The sequence below is a fragment of the Georhizobium profundi genome (assembly GCF_003952725.1).
GTDB lineage: Bacteria > Pseudomonadota > Alphaproteobacteria > Rhizobiales > Rhizobiaceae > Georhizobium > Georhizobium profundi.
Window position 1 is genome coordinate 3,494,729 of record NZ_CP032509.1, and the last position, 13,104, is coordinate 3,507,832.

Annotated in this window: 18 protein-coding genes; all 18 read right to left on the bottom strand. The window is 61.5% G+C overall.

Features of this window, described 5'->3' with window-relative positions; all coding sequences use genetic code 11:
* Positions 1 to 16: 16 nt before the first annotated feature.
* Positions 17 to 415, bottom strand: a complete 399-nt coding sequence (locus D5400_RS16815; protein WP_245451331.1) for a DUF6950 family protein — start codon at positions 413 to 415, stop codon at positions 17 to 19.
* Positions 408 to 998, bottom strand: coding sequence for a DUF2163 domain-containing protein (locus D5400_RS16820; RefSeq protein WP_126011064.1), 591 nt, complete (start codon positions 996 to 998; stop codon positions 408 to 410). Before D5400_RS16820 ends, D5400_RS16815 begins: the two co-directional genes overlap by 8 nt.
* Positions 995 to 1,645, bottom strand: a complete 651-nt coding sequence (locus D5400_RS16825) for a hypothetical protein (RefSeq protein WP_126011065.1) — start codon at positions 1,643 to 1,645, stop codon at positions 995 to 997. Before D5400_RS16825 ends, D5400_RS16820 begins: the two co-directional genes overlap by 4 nt.
* Positions 1,645 to 4,002, bottom strand: a complete 2,358-nt coding sequence (locus D5400_RS16830; RefSeq protein ID WP_126011066.1) for a tape measure protein — start codon at positions 4,000 to 4,002, stop codon at positions 1,645 to 1,647. Before D5400_RS16830 ends, D5400_RS16825 begins: the two co-directional genes overlap by 1 nt.
* Positions 4,003 to 4,347: 345 nt before the next feature.
* Positions 4,348 to 4,470 carry a hypothetical protein gene (locus D5400_RS21740; protein ID WP_280987579.1) on the bottom strand — a complete coding sequence of 41 codons (123 nt, stop codon included), beginning with the start codon at positions 4,468 to 4,470 and terminating at the stop codon, positions 4,348 to 4,350.
* 62 nt (positions 4,471 to 4,532) lie between these two features.
* Positions 4,533 to 4,916, bottom strand: a complete 384-nt coding sequence (locus tag D5400_RS16835) for a gene transfer agent family protein (RefSeq protein ID WP_126011067.1) — start codon at positions 4,914 to 4,916, stop codon at positions 4,533 to 4,535.
* Entirely contained in the window at positions 4,913 to 5,365 is a 453-nt protein-coding gene (locus D5400_RS16840) for a phage tail tube protein (RefSeq protein ID WP_126011068.1), read from the bottom strand. Before D5400_RS16840 ends, D5400_RS16835 begins: the two co-directional genes overlap by 4 nt.
* Positions 5,366 to 5,385: 20 nt before the next feature.
* Positions 5,386 to 5,790: a DUF3168 domain-containing protein gene (locus D5400_RS16845; RefSeq protein WP_126011069.1), complete on the bottom strand. Its 405-nt coding sequence runs from the start codon at positions 5,788 to 5,790 to the stop codon at positions 5,386 to 5,388.
* On the bottom strand, positions 5,787 to 6,251 hold the full coding sequence (locus D5400_RS16850) for an HK97-gp10 family putative phage morphogenesis protein (protein ID WP_245451286.1): 465 nt from the start codon (positions 6,249 to 6,251) through the stop codon (positions 5,787 to 5,789). The genes D5400_RS16845 and D5400_RS16850 overlap by 4 nt, the downstream gene beginning before the upstream one ends.
* Complete coding sequence (locus D5400_RS16855; protein WP_164527921.1) at positions 6,212 to 6,562, bottom strand: head-tail adaptor protein; 351 nt, start codon at positions 6,560 to 6,562, stop codon at positions 6,212 to 6,214. The genes D5400_RS16850 and D5400_RS16855 overlap by 40 nt, the downstream gene beginning before the upstream one ends.
* Positions 6,549 to 6,737, bottom strand: a complete 189-nt coding sequence (locus tag D5400_RS16860) for a hypothetical protein (RefSeq protein ID WP_126011071.1) — start codon at positions 6,735 to 6,737, stop codon at positions 6,549 to 6,551. The genes D5400_RS16855 and D5400_RS16860 overlap by 14 nt, the downstream gene beginning before the upstream one ends.
* The gene (locus D5400_RS16865; protein ID WP_126011072.1) at positions 6,737 to 7,348 is read right to left on the bottom strand and encodes a head-tail connector protein; all 612 of its coding nucleotides are present in this window, start codon (positions 7,346 to 7,348) and stop codon (positions 6,737 to 6,739) included. Before D5400_RS16865 ends, D5400_RS16860 begins: the two co-directional genes overlap by 1 nt.
* A 3-nt stretch (positions 7,349 to 7,351) precedes the next feature.
* Positions 7,352 to 7,546: a hypothetical protein gene (locus D5400_RS16870; protein WP_126011073.1), complete on the bottom strand. Its 195-nt coding sequence runs from the start codon at positions 7,544 to 7,546 to the stop codon at positions 7,352 to 7,354.
* A 64-nt stretch (positions 7,547 to 7,610) separates the two neighbouring features.
* Entirely contained in the window at positions 7,611 to 8,930 is a 1,320-nt protein-coding gene (locus tag D5400_RS16875; protein WP_126011074.1) for a phage major capsid protein, read from the bottom strand.
* A 31-nt stretch (positions 8,931 to 8,961) separates the two neighbouring features.
* Entirely contained in the window at positions 8,962 to 9,630 is a 669-nt protein-coding gene (locus tag D5400_RS16880) for an HK97 family phage prohead protease (RefSeq protein ID WP_126011075.1), read from the bottom strand.
* Positions 9,602 to 10,885 carry a phage portal protein gene (locus D5400_RS16885; RefSeq protein ID WP_126011076.1) on the bottom strand — a complete coding sequence of 428 codons (1,284 nt, stop codon included), beginning with the start codon at positions 10,883 to 10,885 and terminating at the stop codon, positions 9,602 to 9,604. The genes D5400_RS16880 and D5400_RS16885 overlap by 29 nt, the downstream gene beginning before the upstream one ends.
* Positions 10,882 to 12,582, bottom strand: a complete 1,701-nt coding sequence (locus D5400_RS16890) for a terminase large subunit (RefSeq protein WP_126011077.1) — start codon at positions 12,580 to 12,582, stop codon at positions 10,882 to 10,884. Before D5400_RS16890 ends, D5400_RS16885 begins: the two co-directional genes overlap by 4 nt.
* On the bottom strand, positions 12,582 to 13,043 hold the full coding sequence (locus D5400_RS16895) for a helix-turn-helix domain-containing protein (protein ID WP_126011078.1): 462 nt from the start codon (positions 13,041 to 13,043) through the stop codon (positions 12,582 to 12,584). Before D5400_RS16895 ends, D5400_RS16890 begins: the two co-directional genes overlap by 1 nt.
* Positions 13,044 to 13,104 lie beyond the last annotated feature (61 nt).

A 13,104-nucleotide genomic window follows, 5' to 3' on the forward strand; every position in this document is an offset into this window, starting at 1 on the left:
CAGATGTCCGCTTGGATCAGCCGGCCCGGTAGGCGGCGATGCAGGTCGAGACCGGGAAGTCCCGGCGGCCGCGTTCGGTCTTCACGATAAAGGCCTGGCCGGCGCAGACGGCGAGATGCTCGCCATCCTCCGCCAGCACGATAGCGATGTCGCCGACGCGCGCTTCGGCCGGCGCGCAGCGCTGGAAGTGCGTGTCGACGAGGGTCACCAGGCTCGAATGCCCCAGGCGCCTGAGCAGCCGCCCTGCCCCCGTCTTCGTCCGGTAGCGGCCGCGATAAATCTTTGCGATCTCGGTTCCGCCGAGGGCATCGGCCACGGCCAGTGCCGTGATGAAGCAATCGGCCGTCCCGTAGGCGTAGGGCTCCGCCAGGAGCGGCCGCACCGTCTTGCTGACGATCTCGAACCGGCTAGCCACCCTGCTGCCCCCAGCGCTCCGGCCAGCGCGTGCTGGTGGCGACATATTCGAGCGACGTATCGTTCGGATCGTTGTCGAACTGCTGTTCGGCTGGACTGCGCTTCACGCTCGTCTGCCCGCGTGCCGAACGCCCGGGTGGCTCCAGCTCGATCGAGACCGTCAGGCTGCGCGCGCCGTCGGCCCCGGCAGCCCCCTGTTCGTAGCTGACCTCGTTGATCTCATAGATCGAGGACGCGAGAAGGCCGAGCACCTCGCCGCTTTCGATGTCGACGGCCAGATGCGAGATGATCACAGGTGCGTTCGTGTAGTCGTAGCTTTCCAGCGCCGCAATCGCGTCGTCCGCATTCTCTGTCGGAACGCCGGAGAAAACGATGGTGCGCGCTGTAACCGCGACGCCCAGCTCGCCCGACAGCTCGCCCATCTCCAGCCACTTGTTGGGCTGGTAGGTCATGCCGTTGAAGAGAAGCGGACGGGCGCCGCGATGATAGCCAACCGACTTGCCGGGCAGATCGAACCGGATCAGATCGAAGCGGCCGAGCTGGCCGCCCTCAAGCGCATCTTCGATAGCGGGATCGAGGCTCATCCTGGAAATGCCTCCTGCACCGAGAAGGAGACACCTCGATCGCCACGGCGCCGGGCGGCTTGATAGCTCCCAGGATCGATTTGGCCGAGGAACGCGGGCTTCTCAAAGTTGATGAGAGCAGCGGTCGAAAAATTCTGGAGATCCAGCGCGAACCGGATCTGCACGGTCATCAGACCGCCAGCACTTGCCTTCGCGTCAGCTGCCACGCGGTGCAGCGACAGAACCGTTGGCGATTGGCGCACCTCCAGGTAATCGCCTGCCCTCAGCTGCCAATTGGCCGGCAAACCGGTGATTGTCAGGGTACGGCTATTGACGATCGCGCTCAGCGTCGCCGTACCGTTGAAAGCGCCACCTCCTGCACGGACGCCGGAAAGAGCGCCTTTCAGATAATCAAGCGGCCGAGGCCTCGTCATATCGAAACAGCGCGCGAATGCGCCGTCTTCGATCGCCATGAAGAAGGCGTCCAGCTCGCCGATATGCGCGAGCCGCGTGGTCGGCGAGACATAGTCCGCGACCCAGTACGGCGTTGCGAAAACGTCGCGCTCGGTAAAACGCCCCTCCATGCGGGCAACGTTCTGCGGGCGCACCGGATCGAAGCGCGGCGATGTGAGGCCGACGCCGCAGGGCACATCGATGATCGTCGCCATCAGCCGAAATCCCCGCCGGCCTGGTAAAGCTTCTTGCGCGCCCCGTCATACTGTCGAATGCGCACATCGGCCGCTTCGCCGCCGGCCTGCCGCGCGATCGCACCGAGCGTGCCGTCATCCGTGACGAAGACTTCGACATTCACCTGCGCCGGTGAGGGCCGCTCGCTCTTGGCGGAGCCTGCCAACGCGCGCAGATCCGGCATCTGTGGAACAGAGGGCAGGATCCTGCCGCTCTGATCGGGCACGAACAGTTCTTCGCGCTTCTCGCCGACGATGTAGGGTCGACCCTTCTGAACAGGGCCGCCGGCGGCACGGCGCGGGATCGCGCCGATGAACTGGCCATAGGTCGTCGTCGATTGAAACGTCCGTCCCCCGCCGCCAAAGCCGCCGAGAATACTGGAGAGCAGCCCGCCGCCCGAACCTCCACCCGTACCGAAGAGCGCTTCGAGGCCCGAATCCAGAAGTTTGGAGGCAATCTTGTCGAGAGCATTGGCCAGCGCTTCCGTGGCCGTCACGCCGCGCTGCATGTCGGAAATGAACCCGCCAAGCACATCCTTGCCGAGCTGGTTCATTTCCTCCGCACGACGACGCGCCTCATCCTGGCTTTCGGCCAGCCGGTTCGCTTCGGCTGACGCCGCGGCATAGCTTGCGGCAAGCCCTTCGATCGTCCCGGCCAGCACCGGCGTGATCTGGAGGTTTTCACGCTTCGCCGCGGCCAGCAGCTCTTGCTTCGCCCGGGCATATTCCAGCGTGAAGCCATAATCGTCGATCAGCGGATTGAGGGCGCGCATCGCCTTGGTTTCCGACAAGATGGCGTCTCGGCGCTCACGGATCTGTTCAATCTCGCGCTGGAAGGCGTTGGTTTCGCGCTTGCTCGATCCGCTGTAGGTGCTTGTTGAGCCCCCCGTACCGTTGCCGAAGCCGCCAGACGTAGGAGTGACGCCGCGTTCGTCGATCTCGGCAAGTTGAAGCTCAAGCGCCTGCACTGCGACGTCCAATGCTTTCGCCTGCTCCAATGCGGATTCGGAAGCGTATTCCAGCGGGGTAAACTTCAACCCCGTTGCCGTAGCAAACGCGGCAGCTCTGGCCTTAGCAGCGGCGTATTGCGCATCAGCTTCCGTGAGAGCCGCCTTGGCCGCCTCCAACTGCATTGCGATCTGATCGCGCAGCGCTGCGCTGAAGCCCTCGCTGGAGGATCGCGCCGCGGACAATGCCGCATCATTGTCGTCAATCGCAGCCTTGAAGCTGGCAGCGGCATTCTCGGCCGTGCCGAAATTGTCGCCGAGTAGAAGAACAGCAGCGGCGGCCGCACCGGCAATCAACCCGATCGGACCGAGGGCAGCGCGGAAAGTAAGCGTTGCTGCCGTCCCGGCCCGAATAGCGGTCATGAAGGCGCCCAGTGCAACGACGGCGTTTCCCAGGCCCGCGACGACACCGACCAGCGCCCGTCCGGTGAGCGCGCCGATCAGGATGCCGGCAAATGTGACGACAGTGTCCGCAACACCCTCGAAATTGTCGGCGAGCATCTGCAAGGCTTCGACAAGCCGGGCGGAGGCCCCCGCGCTCTCGTCGGCATTGCCGATATAGGCGAGGAACTCGTTGTTCACCTCGGTAATGGCGTCGCGGATCGTGGCGTTCGTCTGCTTGAACTGACCTTCGATCTGACCCTGCGCGTTGATGATCGCCCGGAAGACCCGTGACGAAACCAGTTCGCCCTCCGCCCCGAGATCCTTGAGCTGCGCAATGGTGACGCCGAACTCGGTCGCGATCGCCTGAGCGAGGATCGGCGCATTCTCACGCAACGAGCGCAGCTCGTCGCCCTGCAGCACACCTGATCCCAGAGCTTGGCCAAGTTGCAGAATGCCGGCAGCCTGCTCGCTCGCCGAGGCGCCACCGGCTTTGAAAGCCTTGGCGACGATATTGGTCGCAGCGGCGATCTCCTGCTCGCTCTTGGCGACGCCGGAGGCCGAGCGGATCAGCCGCGCGTAGAGATCGACATAGGATGAAAGCTCCGCGCGGGCATCGTTCGCATCGTCCTTCAGCTGGTTGAGCGAGCGTGTTTGTACGCCGGCAGCCGTTGCTGCAGCACGGATCTTGTTCCCGGCCTCGGTCCACTCATCGGCATAGGCGGCGATCTGTTGCGTCCCAAGCGCCGCCCCGATCCCGGCAAGCGGCGCGATGAACGATTGAGCTGTCCGCACGGCGATGCCGTTGAGATTGCTGTTGAGCTTCCGGGCTCGCCGCTCGATCGCGTTAAATTCTCGGTTGGTCACGCCCTGCGCCCGAGCCATTGCCCGCTCATAGGACTTGATGTCGGCCGAAAGCTGCACGACAAGTCGTTCAAGGTCTGTTGCCATGCAATGGGCCAATCGAAATGGAGAAGATCGGTGCGAGAGATATCTCAGCGGTTCAATGCCATCGGCTGGATTGGCATTATTTGCCTTTTGGCGGGGCCGGTACTGTCCGGATATGCATATGCTGGCATCTTGGCCTTAGCAGTCAGGACGGCAGCAAATCCCTATACTGCCCTGTACGCTTCAACTGGAAACAGTTGGATCCTGATGATGGCAGGCTTGGCGATGTCTCTGCTCGCTTTCCCACTCATCGTTGTCGGCAGGACATATGAGATCAGGACTCCGATGTCGATCGAGCAAGGTTCGAACGCGCGAACAGAGCCCGTGCTCGATAGACGAATTTAACCCTCATTGATCATCCTGCACCCATTCCCAGAGTTCATCCTTCTCGCGATCGCTAAGAGCCTTGTCCGCTTGGCCGTTCGCTTTGATGAACCCGTCTAGCGCCGCCATGTACTCGAAAACCGACATGACGTTCACATCCTGCGGCGAGAAGCCCATGACCTGCCCATTGCCGTAGATGGCGGAAAATCTCAGCTTGCCTCTGGGGAGAGAGTCGAGGAGCTGTCCTTCAGATTTCCCGCCCCAATCTCCCCCGGCGTTTCGTCCGTCGACCCCATCAGGGCCGCACCGAGCACACCCTGGGCAAAGGCGAGGTTTTCCATGGGCGGACGATCCTGCACCCAAGCCTTGACGAGCTTTGTCGCGTCGGCGGGCGCCTTGCCGCCGCCGATGAGGCCGAGGCGAAGCGTTTCGGAGATATCCTGCATCCGCCAGGTGCCGTCCTGCAGGCGGCCAAGCACGAAATACGGCCCTGCGTCGCAGGCTTCCTGAAGCCGTACCAGCTCACCCCAACCGAGGCGGAAGGTGTAATCACCATCCGCCCAGGTGAGCTCGACAGTCGCGCTGCGGCTCATGGCGCCGCCGGCGTGACGGTGCGAACCATCTCGCCATCGCTCGACATTTCGACCTGATTGGTGACACGGCCCTGCGCGGTTGGGTGCCCCGTCGTCAGCGTCGCCACCTGCATGAAGCCCGTCCAGGTGATGGTCTTGGCCGGAAACTCGATCTCGACCTTGACCGGAACCGAGTCGGTGCTTTCCCAAGCGTCGAGCCATGTCTCAACTGATTCCGAGGCGAGGACGCCTTCACCTGAAATCGTCATGCCGAGGCTGGTTGCATCGCGTCCGAGCCACGGCACCTTGTCGGGATCTTCGCAGTCCGGCAGCTGCACGTCCTCCAGACCTTTTGTCATGGTCAGAGACTTGGAAAGAAAGCCGCATGGCGCGGCATAGACGATGGGTGCGCTGCCGGCGCCGAGGAGCACGCGAAAGCGTCCCCCCTTCGTCGTGGTGGGTTGAGACATTGCCTGGATCTCCGTTGTGCTCAGGGTTGTTCCGCGAACGCGGTGAACGTAATCGCCGCATGCGATGTGAGGCCGTTGCGGTCACGCATCACGCGCGTCTGACGATGCTCGAACGTGACAAGTGCGTTCTCGACAAGAGAAAGGTCGGAAGCTAGGAGCGCGCTCCGGACGGCATCAGCCACGCGCCGCACTTCTGGAAAGCCGACCGCGTCCGACCAGGCGTCGACTTGGAACATGATTTCGAAGCCGGTAATGCAGTCGACATCGTCCGAAAGCGCGTCGCTCGGCCCCATGCTGACATAGGGATAGGAGGCACCCGCCGGCACATTGTCGAAGACGCGGTCCCCGACGAGACTGGTGACTGCAGGATCGGCCATGAGGCGCGCGACGATCGCACCCTGCAATTCCAGAACCGGGTCCGTCATGCTTTCGCTGCCTCTTTGCCAGCCTTGTTGACCGCGCGCCGGGTCCGGCTGCGAACACGCCGGCGCAGAGCGCGATAGGCTGGATAGAAATAGGGTTGGGCCGCAGCCTTCTCCGTGCCGAACTCAACCCATCGGGCATAAAACGCCTCGCTGTTGCCGGCATATATCGTGATCGTGAGATCGGCGCCGAGGCTGTCAGCCGCAACGCGTCCAAGCGTCATGCTGCCCTTAGGCGCGCGGCCCCAAGTCCAGCCGATCGAATCGCGCAGCTCTCCGGTGTCGCCGACTGGAACAAGCGATTTTGCAAGCGCCACGATCTCGGCAGCACTCACTTCCAGCGCCGCGCGGATCTCGCGCTTGGCATTCGCCGACATGGCCCTTAGCTTCCGTTCCAGCCGCGCCCGGTTGAGGATCTTGACCGTCATGCCGGCGAGCCGCTCTCGACCGTCAGATAGACCCATTGGCGATCCGTCACAGCGTCCACGACGTCAATCGCGTAGACGACGCCCGTCCGCACGTCCCGCATCCGCCAGTCTGACCCGATATGTCGCGTGTTTTCGGATGAACGCACATAGACGCCGAGCACATGCCGCCCTTCGAGCCGCGCCGCCATAACGGCCTCGGAACCGCCACGATGGCTAAAAGCGGCCCGGCAGGAAAACTCCTCCTGGAAGGCAGCTTGCTTGTTGCCGAAGCCGTCATGGACCTGCGCCCGTTTATCGAACGCCACCCGATGCTTCAGATCCCCGGCGCTGATGCTATTGCTCGGCATCGCCTGCATCCAAGGCCGAGGAAGCACCGGGCAAAACCTCTTCCCCGCGACCGAGCGCGATCGCCTGGTCGGCGCATTCTCGCCGCACAATGTACTCACGCCTGCCCTCGTAAGCGATCGTGACACTCGGCTGGGGCTTGTAGTCGAAGTCCTTGGTAAACTTCACGCGCGCCATCAGAGTGAAATCCTTCTGAATGGTGATGTCAGGGCACTCACTGCGAAAGGCAGCTCTTCGAACGACACCTGGCCAACAGCTTCAGCATGTTGGTACCAGTGTGCGACCATCATCATGATCGCGTGCTTCAGTGCAGCCGGAACGTTGCTGGCGACGCCATAGCCTGCGACGAACTCGATCGACACCGGCCTGCGCTCGTAGAGGTTTGAGGGGCGAGAGAATTTGCTCTTGAACCACACGAGCGCAGATCCGCCGCCTTGCAGCTCGAGTGCATAATTGTCAGCGGCCACCGTCGATATCGTGCCGTCCGGCAGCCGATATCGAACCGAGGCGATGCTCAAGACCGGAGCCAGTGGCAAGCGCATGCATTGAGTGAATGCTGCAAAGTCTGCCCGCCAAGTCTGCTCCACGAGACAACGGCCGAGAACGCCTGACCAGCCATCGAGGTGGCTGACCGCCGCATCGATGTAACTCTGGATCAGAGCATCGTCTTCATGCTGAAGAGCGTTTCCAGCGTCATCCCGTTCGACAACGCGCAGATGAGCCTTCACCTCGTCGAGCGTGACGGGTGCTTCGGTTGGCGCGCTGATGCGAACGGGATCGAACGGCATGGCTCAAACGCTCTTGTTGGTGACAGCAGGCGCCTTCTTGTTGGACGGCGGGCTCGCTCTCTTGATCGCGCTGTCGCCAGCTGTGGCCTTGCGGACCGCCCCAAGTTTCTTCAGGCGATCGAAGTCTGCCTGAGCGAACTCGCGCTCCGTGCCTTCCGGCATGCCGTCCAGCGGCTTTGTCAGGATTGCCTTGATCATTGTCTGTCTCCTTCGGTTCATGAGAAGGGCGAGCAGCCGCCCGCCCTTCGTGATGAGCCGAAGATCAGGGCGTCGGCGGCGCCGGCGGCGTCAGATCGCCGTAGACCAGGGCCTCAGGCCGGTAGATCGCGAGCGCCAGGCGCTCTTCCGCACGGATTGTCACCTTGTTCTTCACGAAATTGTCCTGGTCTTCCGTGGAGACCTCGACCGTCGCGTCCTGCCGGTCGAAGATCTGAGCAGCCAGATCGAAGGCGCCTGCCAGGAACTTGTCCTGAGCCATGGCCTGGGTTGCAATGACGGGAAGACCCCAAAGCGTCGGATTGAGAGTTCCCTGAGGATTTCCAATCAGGTAGCGCCCGTGCTCATCTTTCATCATTTCGATGAAGGCCCAATCGATGGGATTGAGTACAACCCCGTTTGGCGGATATTCGGCCAGCGCTACCTGGAGCATTCCGAGACGAACGGTATCGATCTTCTGGTCTGCTACTAGCGCGCCTGGAGCAGCGAAGGTGGTGGCTTCCGTGACCAGGCCCGAAAGGTTCTGTCCCACGCCACTGCCGTTGAGGATTTGCACCTCTTCGATATAGGCGAGGCCGTATCGCAGCCGGTTGTCGATCATGGATCGCAGGCCGGGCGCATCTGCCAGAATCTGCACCGAAGCGCGCATCCAGTGAGCGATCGTTCGCACTGGTGCCGTCGCTTCTTCGTACTGGATTTCGGATTGGGGCTTCTGTGCACCTTCGGCAACCGGAGCCGCGTTGTTCGTGAAGCCTTTTTCCTTGTCGTACTCGACGGAATTCGAGGTCGTGTTCCCCGGTGCAATCAGCGCGCGAATGGTCATACGCCGACGTGGCAGATCGACTGGAGCAACCCGATCCGGCTGAACCAACGTTCCAACCGAGCCTGCGGCATCCGTGGTGAGCGACGAGATGTCCTTCACCTCGACAATGTGCCGGCCACGCGGACGCGTCTGGCCTGCAAATGTCTTGAATCCATCGTCCTCGACGAAGCGCTGACCCGCCGTCTGAGCACTGTCAGATGGATTTCCACGACGGGCCATCTTCTGCTCGAGCTCATCCAGCCGGGCTTTAGCTTCGTTCATGCCGAGCAATGCCTGATCGGCAAGTTCCTTGGCAGTGCCTGCCAGAGGCACACCCTTTTCGGCTTCAGCAAGCGCCTTTTCGGCGATTTCCTTGACCTTGTCGTGCTTCGTCTCGAAGTCCTTCCTGACCTCGGCCGCAAGCTCGGCCGCGGACTTCCCGCCACCGCCGGAACGATCCGGTGCGTCGAAAACAATGCGCGGCCCGAAAGGCATCATTGCCATCGTCGCCGCAACGAACGCGATCGAGCCGCCGTAAACGGCAGCCATTCTATGTCCCGCCATGGGAATCTCCTGATGTTCGATTGAGTGGGCTTTAGCCCGCTAGGGCTCGCAGGAATGCGACGCCATCATCAGCCGTGTCGGCAGGATCCCCCTGCCCTTTGAGGTGGAGGCGCACGGCACGCTCCGCCTGAGAATTCGACAAGCCCAATCCCTTGAGCCAGGTCTCAAATTCTCGCTCTGTCAGCCGGTCCCCGGCCTTCAATTTTTCGAAAAGGTCATGCGCCGCCTTGGCGGCCTTGACGCTCTGCACGATGGCATTCTCGTTGGCGCCGACGGAAACGATGCTGACCTCGACCAGATCAAGCTTTTCGAGTGTCCAGACACCGGTATCGGTGTCGACGCTGTATTCTTTGATTCGGTAGCCGATCGACAATCCGTCGATATCACCGGCCTTCAACAGCGCATGAGCCTCCCGGCCGCGCTGCACGTCCATGTTGAGCTTGCCGTTCATCAGAAGACCATGATCGTCTTCCTTGGCGTTCAGCCACTTGCCGATCGGCTCATCGGAATTGTGCTGCCAGAAGAGCTTCGGCATCGTGCCCTTCGCCTGGTGCACCGCCAGACTTTCGGCATAGGCACCCACGGCGATGACGTCGCCATAAGCATCGGGCTCGCCCCCGAAGGTGCTGCCATAGCCCTCAAATTCGCCGCTATCCTTGAGCGATTTGATCTCAAGAACGGGTGCTGTCTTCTTGTCCATCACGGTCTCCATTGACGGCGTCGGCAAGCGGGATGTCCTGCATTTGCACGGTGATCACGTCACCGCCTTCGATCGGCGGGAGATTTTCCAGAGCACGGCACTCATTGCGGCTGCGCAGACCCATCCGGATGGCCTTTTCGTAGGCCTCATATCGGCTTGCCGTATCACCGCGCAGCAGGCCTTCGAGATTGAACTCGATGGTGATCCCCTGCGCGCGGCGCTCGGCAAGCGGCACCAGCTGCTTGAGGAGGGATTGCTCCAGTCGCTTCAGGCGCTTGCGCAGGGTGAATTTCTGGAAACCGAGGATGTCGACCTCCTTGCCGGTTCCCCAATTGGATGCCTTGTCGCCGAACCCCACCATCGCGGGCGGAACGCCGAAAAGTCGGCAGACCTGTTCACCGCTGAATTTGCGGCTTTCGAGCATCTGCGCGTCATGGGGATTGATCGACAGCTGCTCCCACTTGAGCCCATTATCGAGCAGCATCGGCCTGCCCTGACGGATCGAGCCCATGTATTTTTGCTGAAGCAGCGTCTCCAGTTCCTCGCGCTGCTCTTTGGACAGGCGGACATTTTCATTGGTGCTCAGAATACCGCTCGGATTGACGCCGTTCTGAAACATCGAACCGGCAGCATTCTCGGCGGCCAATGCGTCATCGAATACCGTGCGGCACACCGACAGCGTCGACGCACCAGAAACGGCGTCACCAAGAGGGCCTCGAATGTGCAAGATCTCGTCGCCGGTCTTGACGATGCGGCGCCCGTTCTCGATCCAGGCATATTCGAGGGCTCCGTCGCTCCGACGTTGAACCTTGACGATGTCCGGGCGGATCGGATGCAAAGCATTGAGAATGCCGCCTGTCCGACGCTCCATCACGGCATATGCGTTGCCGTAGAGCTCGATGCTAGCGGCCATGACCTCCCAGAAATCGACGGCTGTCTGATCGAAATTTGGGCTGTCATGCAGCACGAAGTAGAGAGGATGATCCCTCGCTACAGTCCGGATGCCCTTGGCATCGGTCCGATAGACCATCAGCGGCAACGATGCGATGGTCCCGGCGATCAGCTGCACACATGCCCAGGTCGCCGATAGTCCGATGGCGGCATTGGCAGCGGAGAGACGCTGATCGCGATACTCCGCGACGGTAATCTGATTGGTCACGAAATTGTCGGCGTTTTCCGACGACGCCTGCCCGCCGCGCCACGGCTCGACATCCTTCTTTCCACCGAGACCGAGCATTCTAGAGAGCCAATTCATGCGTAGCTCGCAATCCAATCGTCGGCGTTGAAGGAACTGGCTTCAGGATTGAGAAACATGAGGATCGCGGCATTGAAGGTCGCCATCAGCGGATCGATCTTTGAGGCGCCGGCAGCCTGTTTGGTGACGATGTAGTTCGATCCGCGCAGCTCAGACTTCGCGTTTCCGACCGCCCACTTCATCAAATCCTGTCCGCAATGCTGCATGGTCTTGTCTTTCAGCTTGCGGGGTAGCGTTGTTATGGCTGACTGGAGCTTCCAGCCCTGCCCGACCGACATCACCAGATCGCCAGCCATCCCGCGTTCGTCGAGCGCATCGAGGAGGCTTGCGATGCCGTATGCGTCGAGACCTATCCCGGCTTTCTCAGGAAGCTTACCGGCGGCGTGCAGCCGCTCGCAGATATCGGCGATCTCAGTGACGTCTTGGTCGATTGCGTCGCAACGGATCAGATCGCCCTGCGCAATGAAGTCCTCGAGGCGACTGACGATTTCCTTGCGCCGTTCGAACACGTCCTTGTGGGCCCAAGCCCGCGCCCAATGCAACCAGGTGCGCGTGATCTTGTGGCGGCCTATGACAGCAATCGCCATCAGATCGTCCAGGCCACCGCCATCGATGCCAACGACGCAGACGTCACAATCCTCGATCAGGCGATCCAGAGTCAGGCCCTTGCGGTGCGCGGCCTGCCAGTAAGTGACGCCGGCCCATCGATCGCGGTTGGTGGCGATACCAACCTCGATGTTGAGATGCTGCGATCCCCAGATCGACATCTTGTCGTCGCCGGCTTCCTTGGCCTCGCGATATTTTGGCGAGAGCCGTTCGACCGTGATCGACTTTCCGAGGTTTGGCAGCACCAGGTGCCAGTTCGTCGGATCCGCCCACGGCTGGTTTTCGTCCGCCTGCATCTCGGCCGGAAACTCGTAGAGCATCGGCAGAGTCTCGGCGTCCTCGAACTCGCCGTCGCGAATGGAGCGAGCGAGCTTCAGTTCATCCTTGAACACGCCGCAGGGTGGTTCGTCCGACTGCGTCGTGATGATGATCACGAAGCCCTCGGCGTTGGCGATGATACCGCCCTCGATCTGGGTCATCACCTTGGCCGCGTAGCTGATCTTTCCCAGCTCGTGCAGCTCGTCGACCAGAACGCCGACTGGCTTGGCGCCAGTCATCACCTTGTTGTCGAAGGACCGAATGCGAAGCTTCGCGCCGTTCGTGCGGTCCTCGATCGTCTTGATGTGCTCCCGAAGATGGAACCGCTTTCTTAGCCAGGGATCGGCCTTCACCATTCCCTCGGCCTGTTCGTAAGCCCGTTCAGCGGTTGCCTGTGTCGGACCGACGAGCAGGAATTCAGCGTTCGGCCGGCGATTGCGCAGCATCGCGGTCATCATGATCGCCGCGCCGTTCGTCGTCTTCGAGTTCTTCTTCGGCACCAGCTGGAAGAACTTACGCGCCTTCCTGTCGATGACGACTGTCCGGTCGTCGTTCATCTCGACCAGACCGAAGATGGCGGCTACGAAGTCGCGCGCCCACTCGCCCGCGACATCGCGCAACAACGGCTTGCCCGGAACGTCCGGCAGGCGAAGCTTGTTGAACGCCTCGACCGCGAGCCGAGCCTCGTCCTGGTCGAGCGGCATGTTGTCCGGCAGCGGTGACCGGCCCGCCTTTAGCTTCTCGAACCAGTCCGGGCAAGAAAAGTCCGCCATCAGTGCGCCCTATGTTGCGGCGGGATAACGCTCTCCCAATCGTTCGGAGGGCTTTCCGCTTCGAGGCGATCCTGTTCCTTTTTGCCTCGGCGCTCGGTCTCGCGATTGACGCGCTCGTCGTAGATCGGCTCGATCGACGCGTCGTGGCGACGAAAGAATTCCTTCATCGCCGCCGTGTTACCGGCTTTCGCCTGCTCCCAGAGCGTCAGCAGGCCGATCGCCTCCACGCGGTCGCGAGCGATGTCCCGCACCTTGAGCTCGCGAAAATAATGCTTCCTCAAAGTCGGAAGGCTGATGCCGAGCGCACCTGCGATCCGCGGATCAGTCCAACCTTGAGCCAGCAACAGTATGATTTTACTTCGGTTTTTCTCAGTTGGGATGTGTGGCGGTCGACCTTTTTTGCCGAACCCCTCAGGAATGGGGTCGCCAAGCAGGTCAAATGCCGGCTCAAAATTTCCCATGACGAAAAAAACCTGTGCGTGAGGGGGACGCGGGTCTAGCCGCAGAGGGGCTCCAGACTTT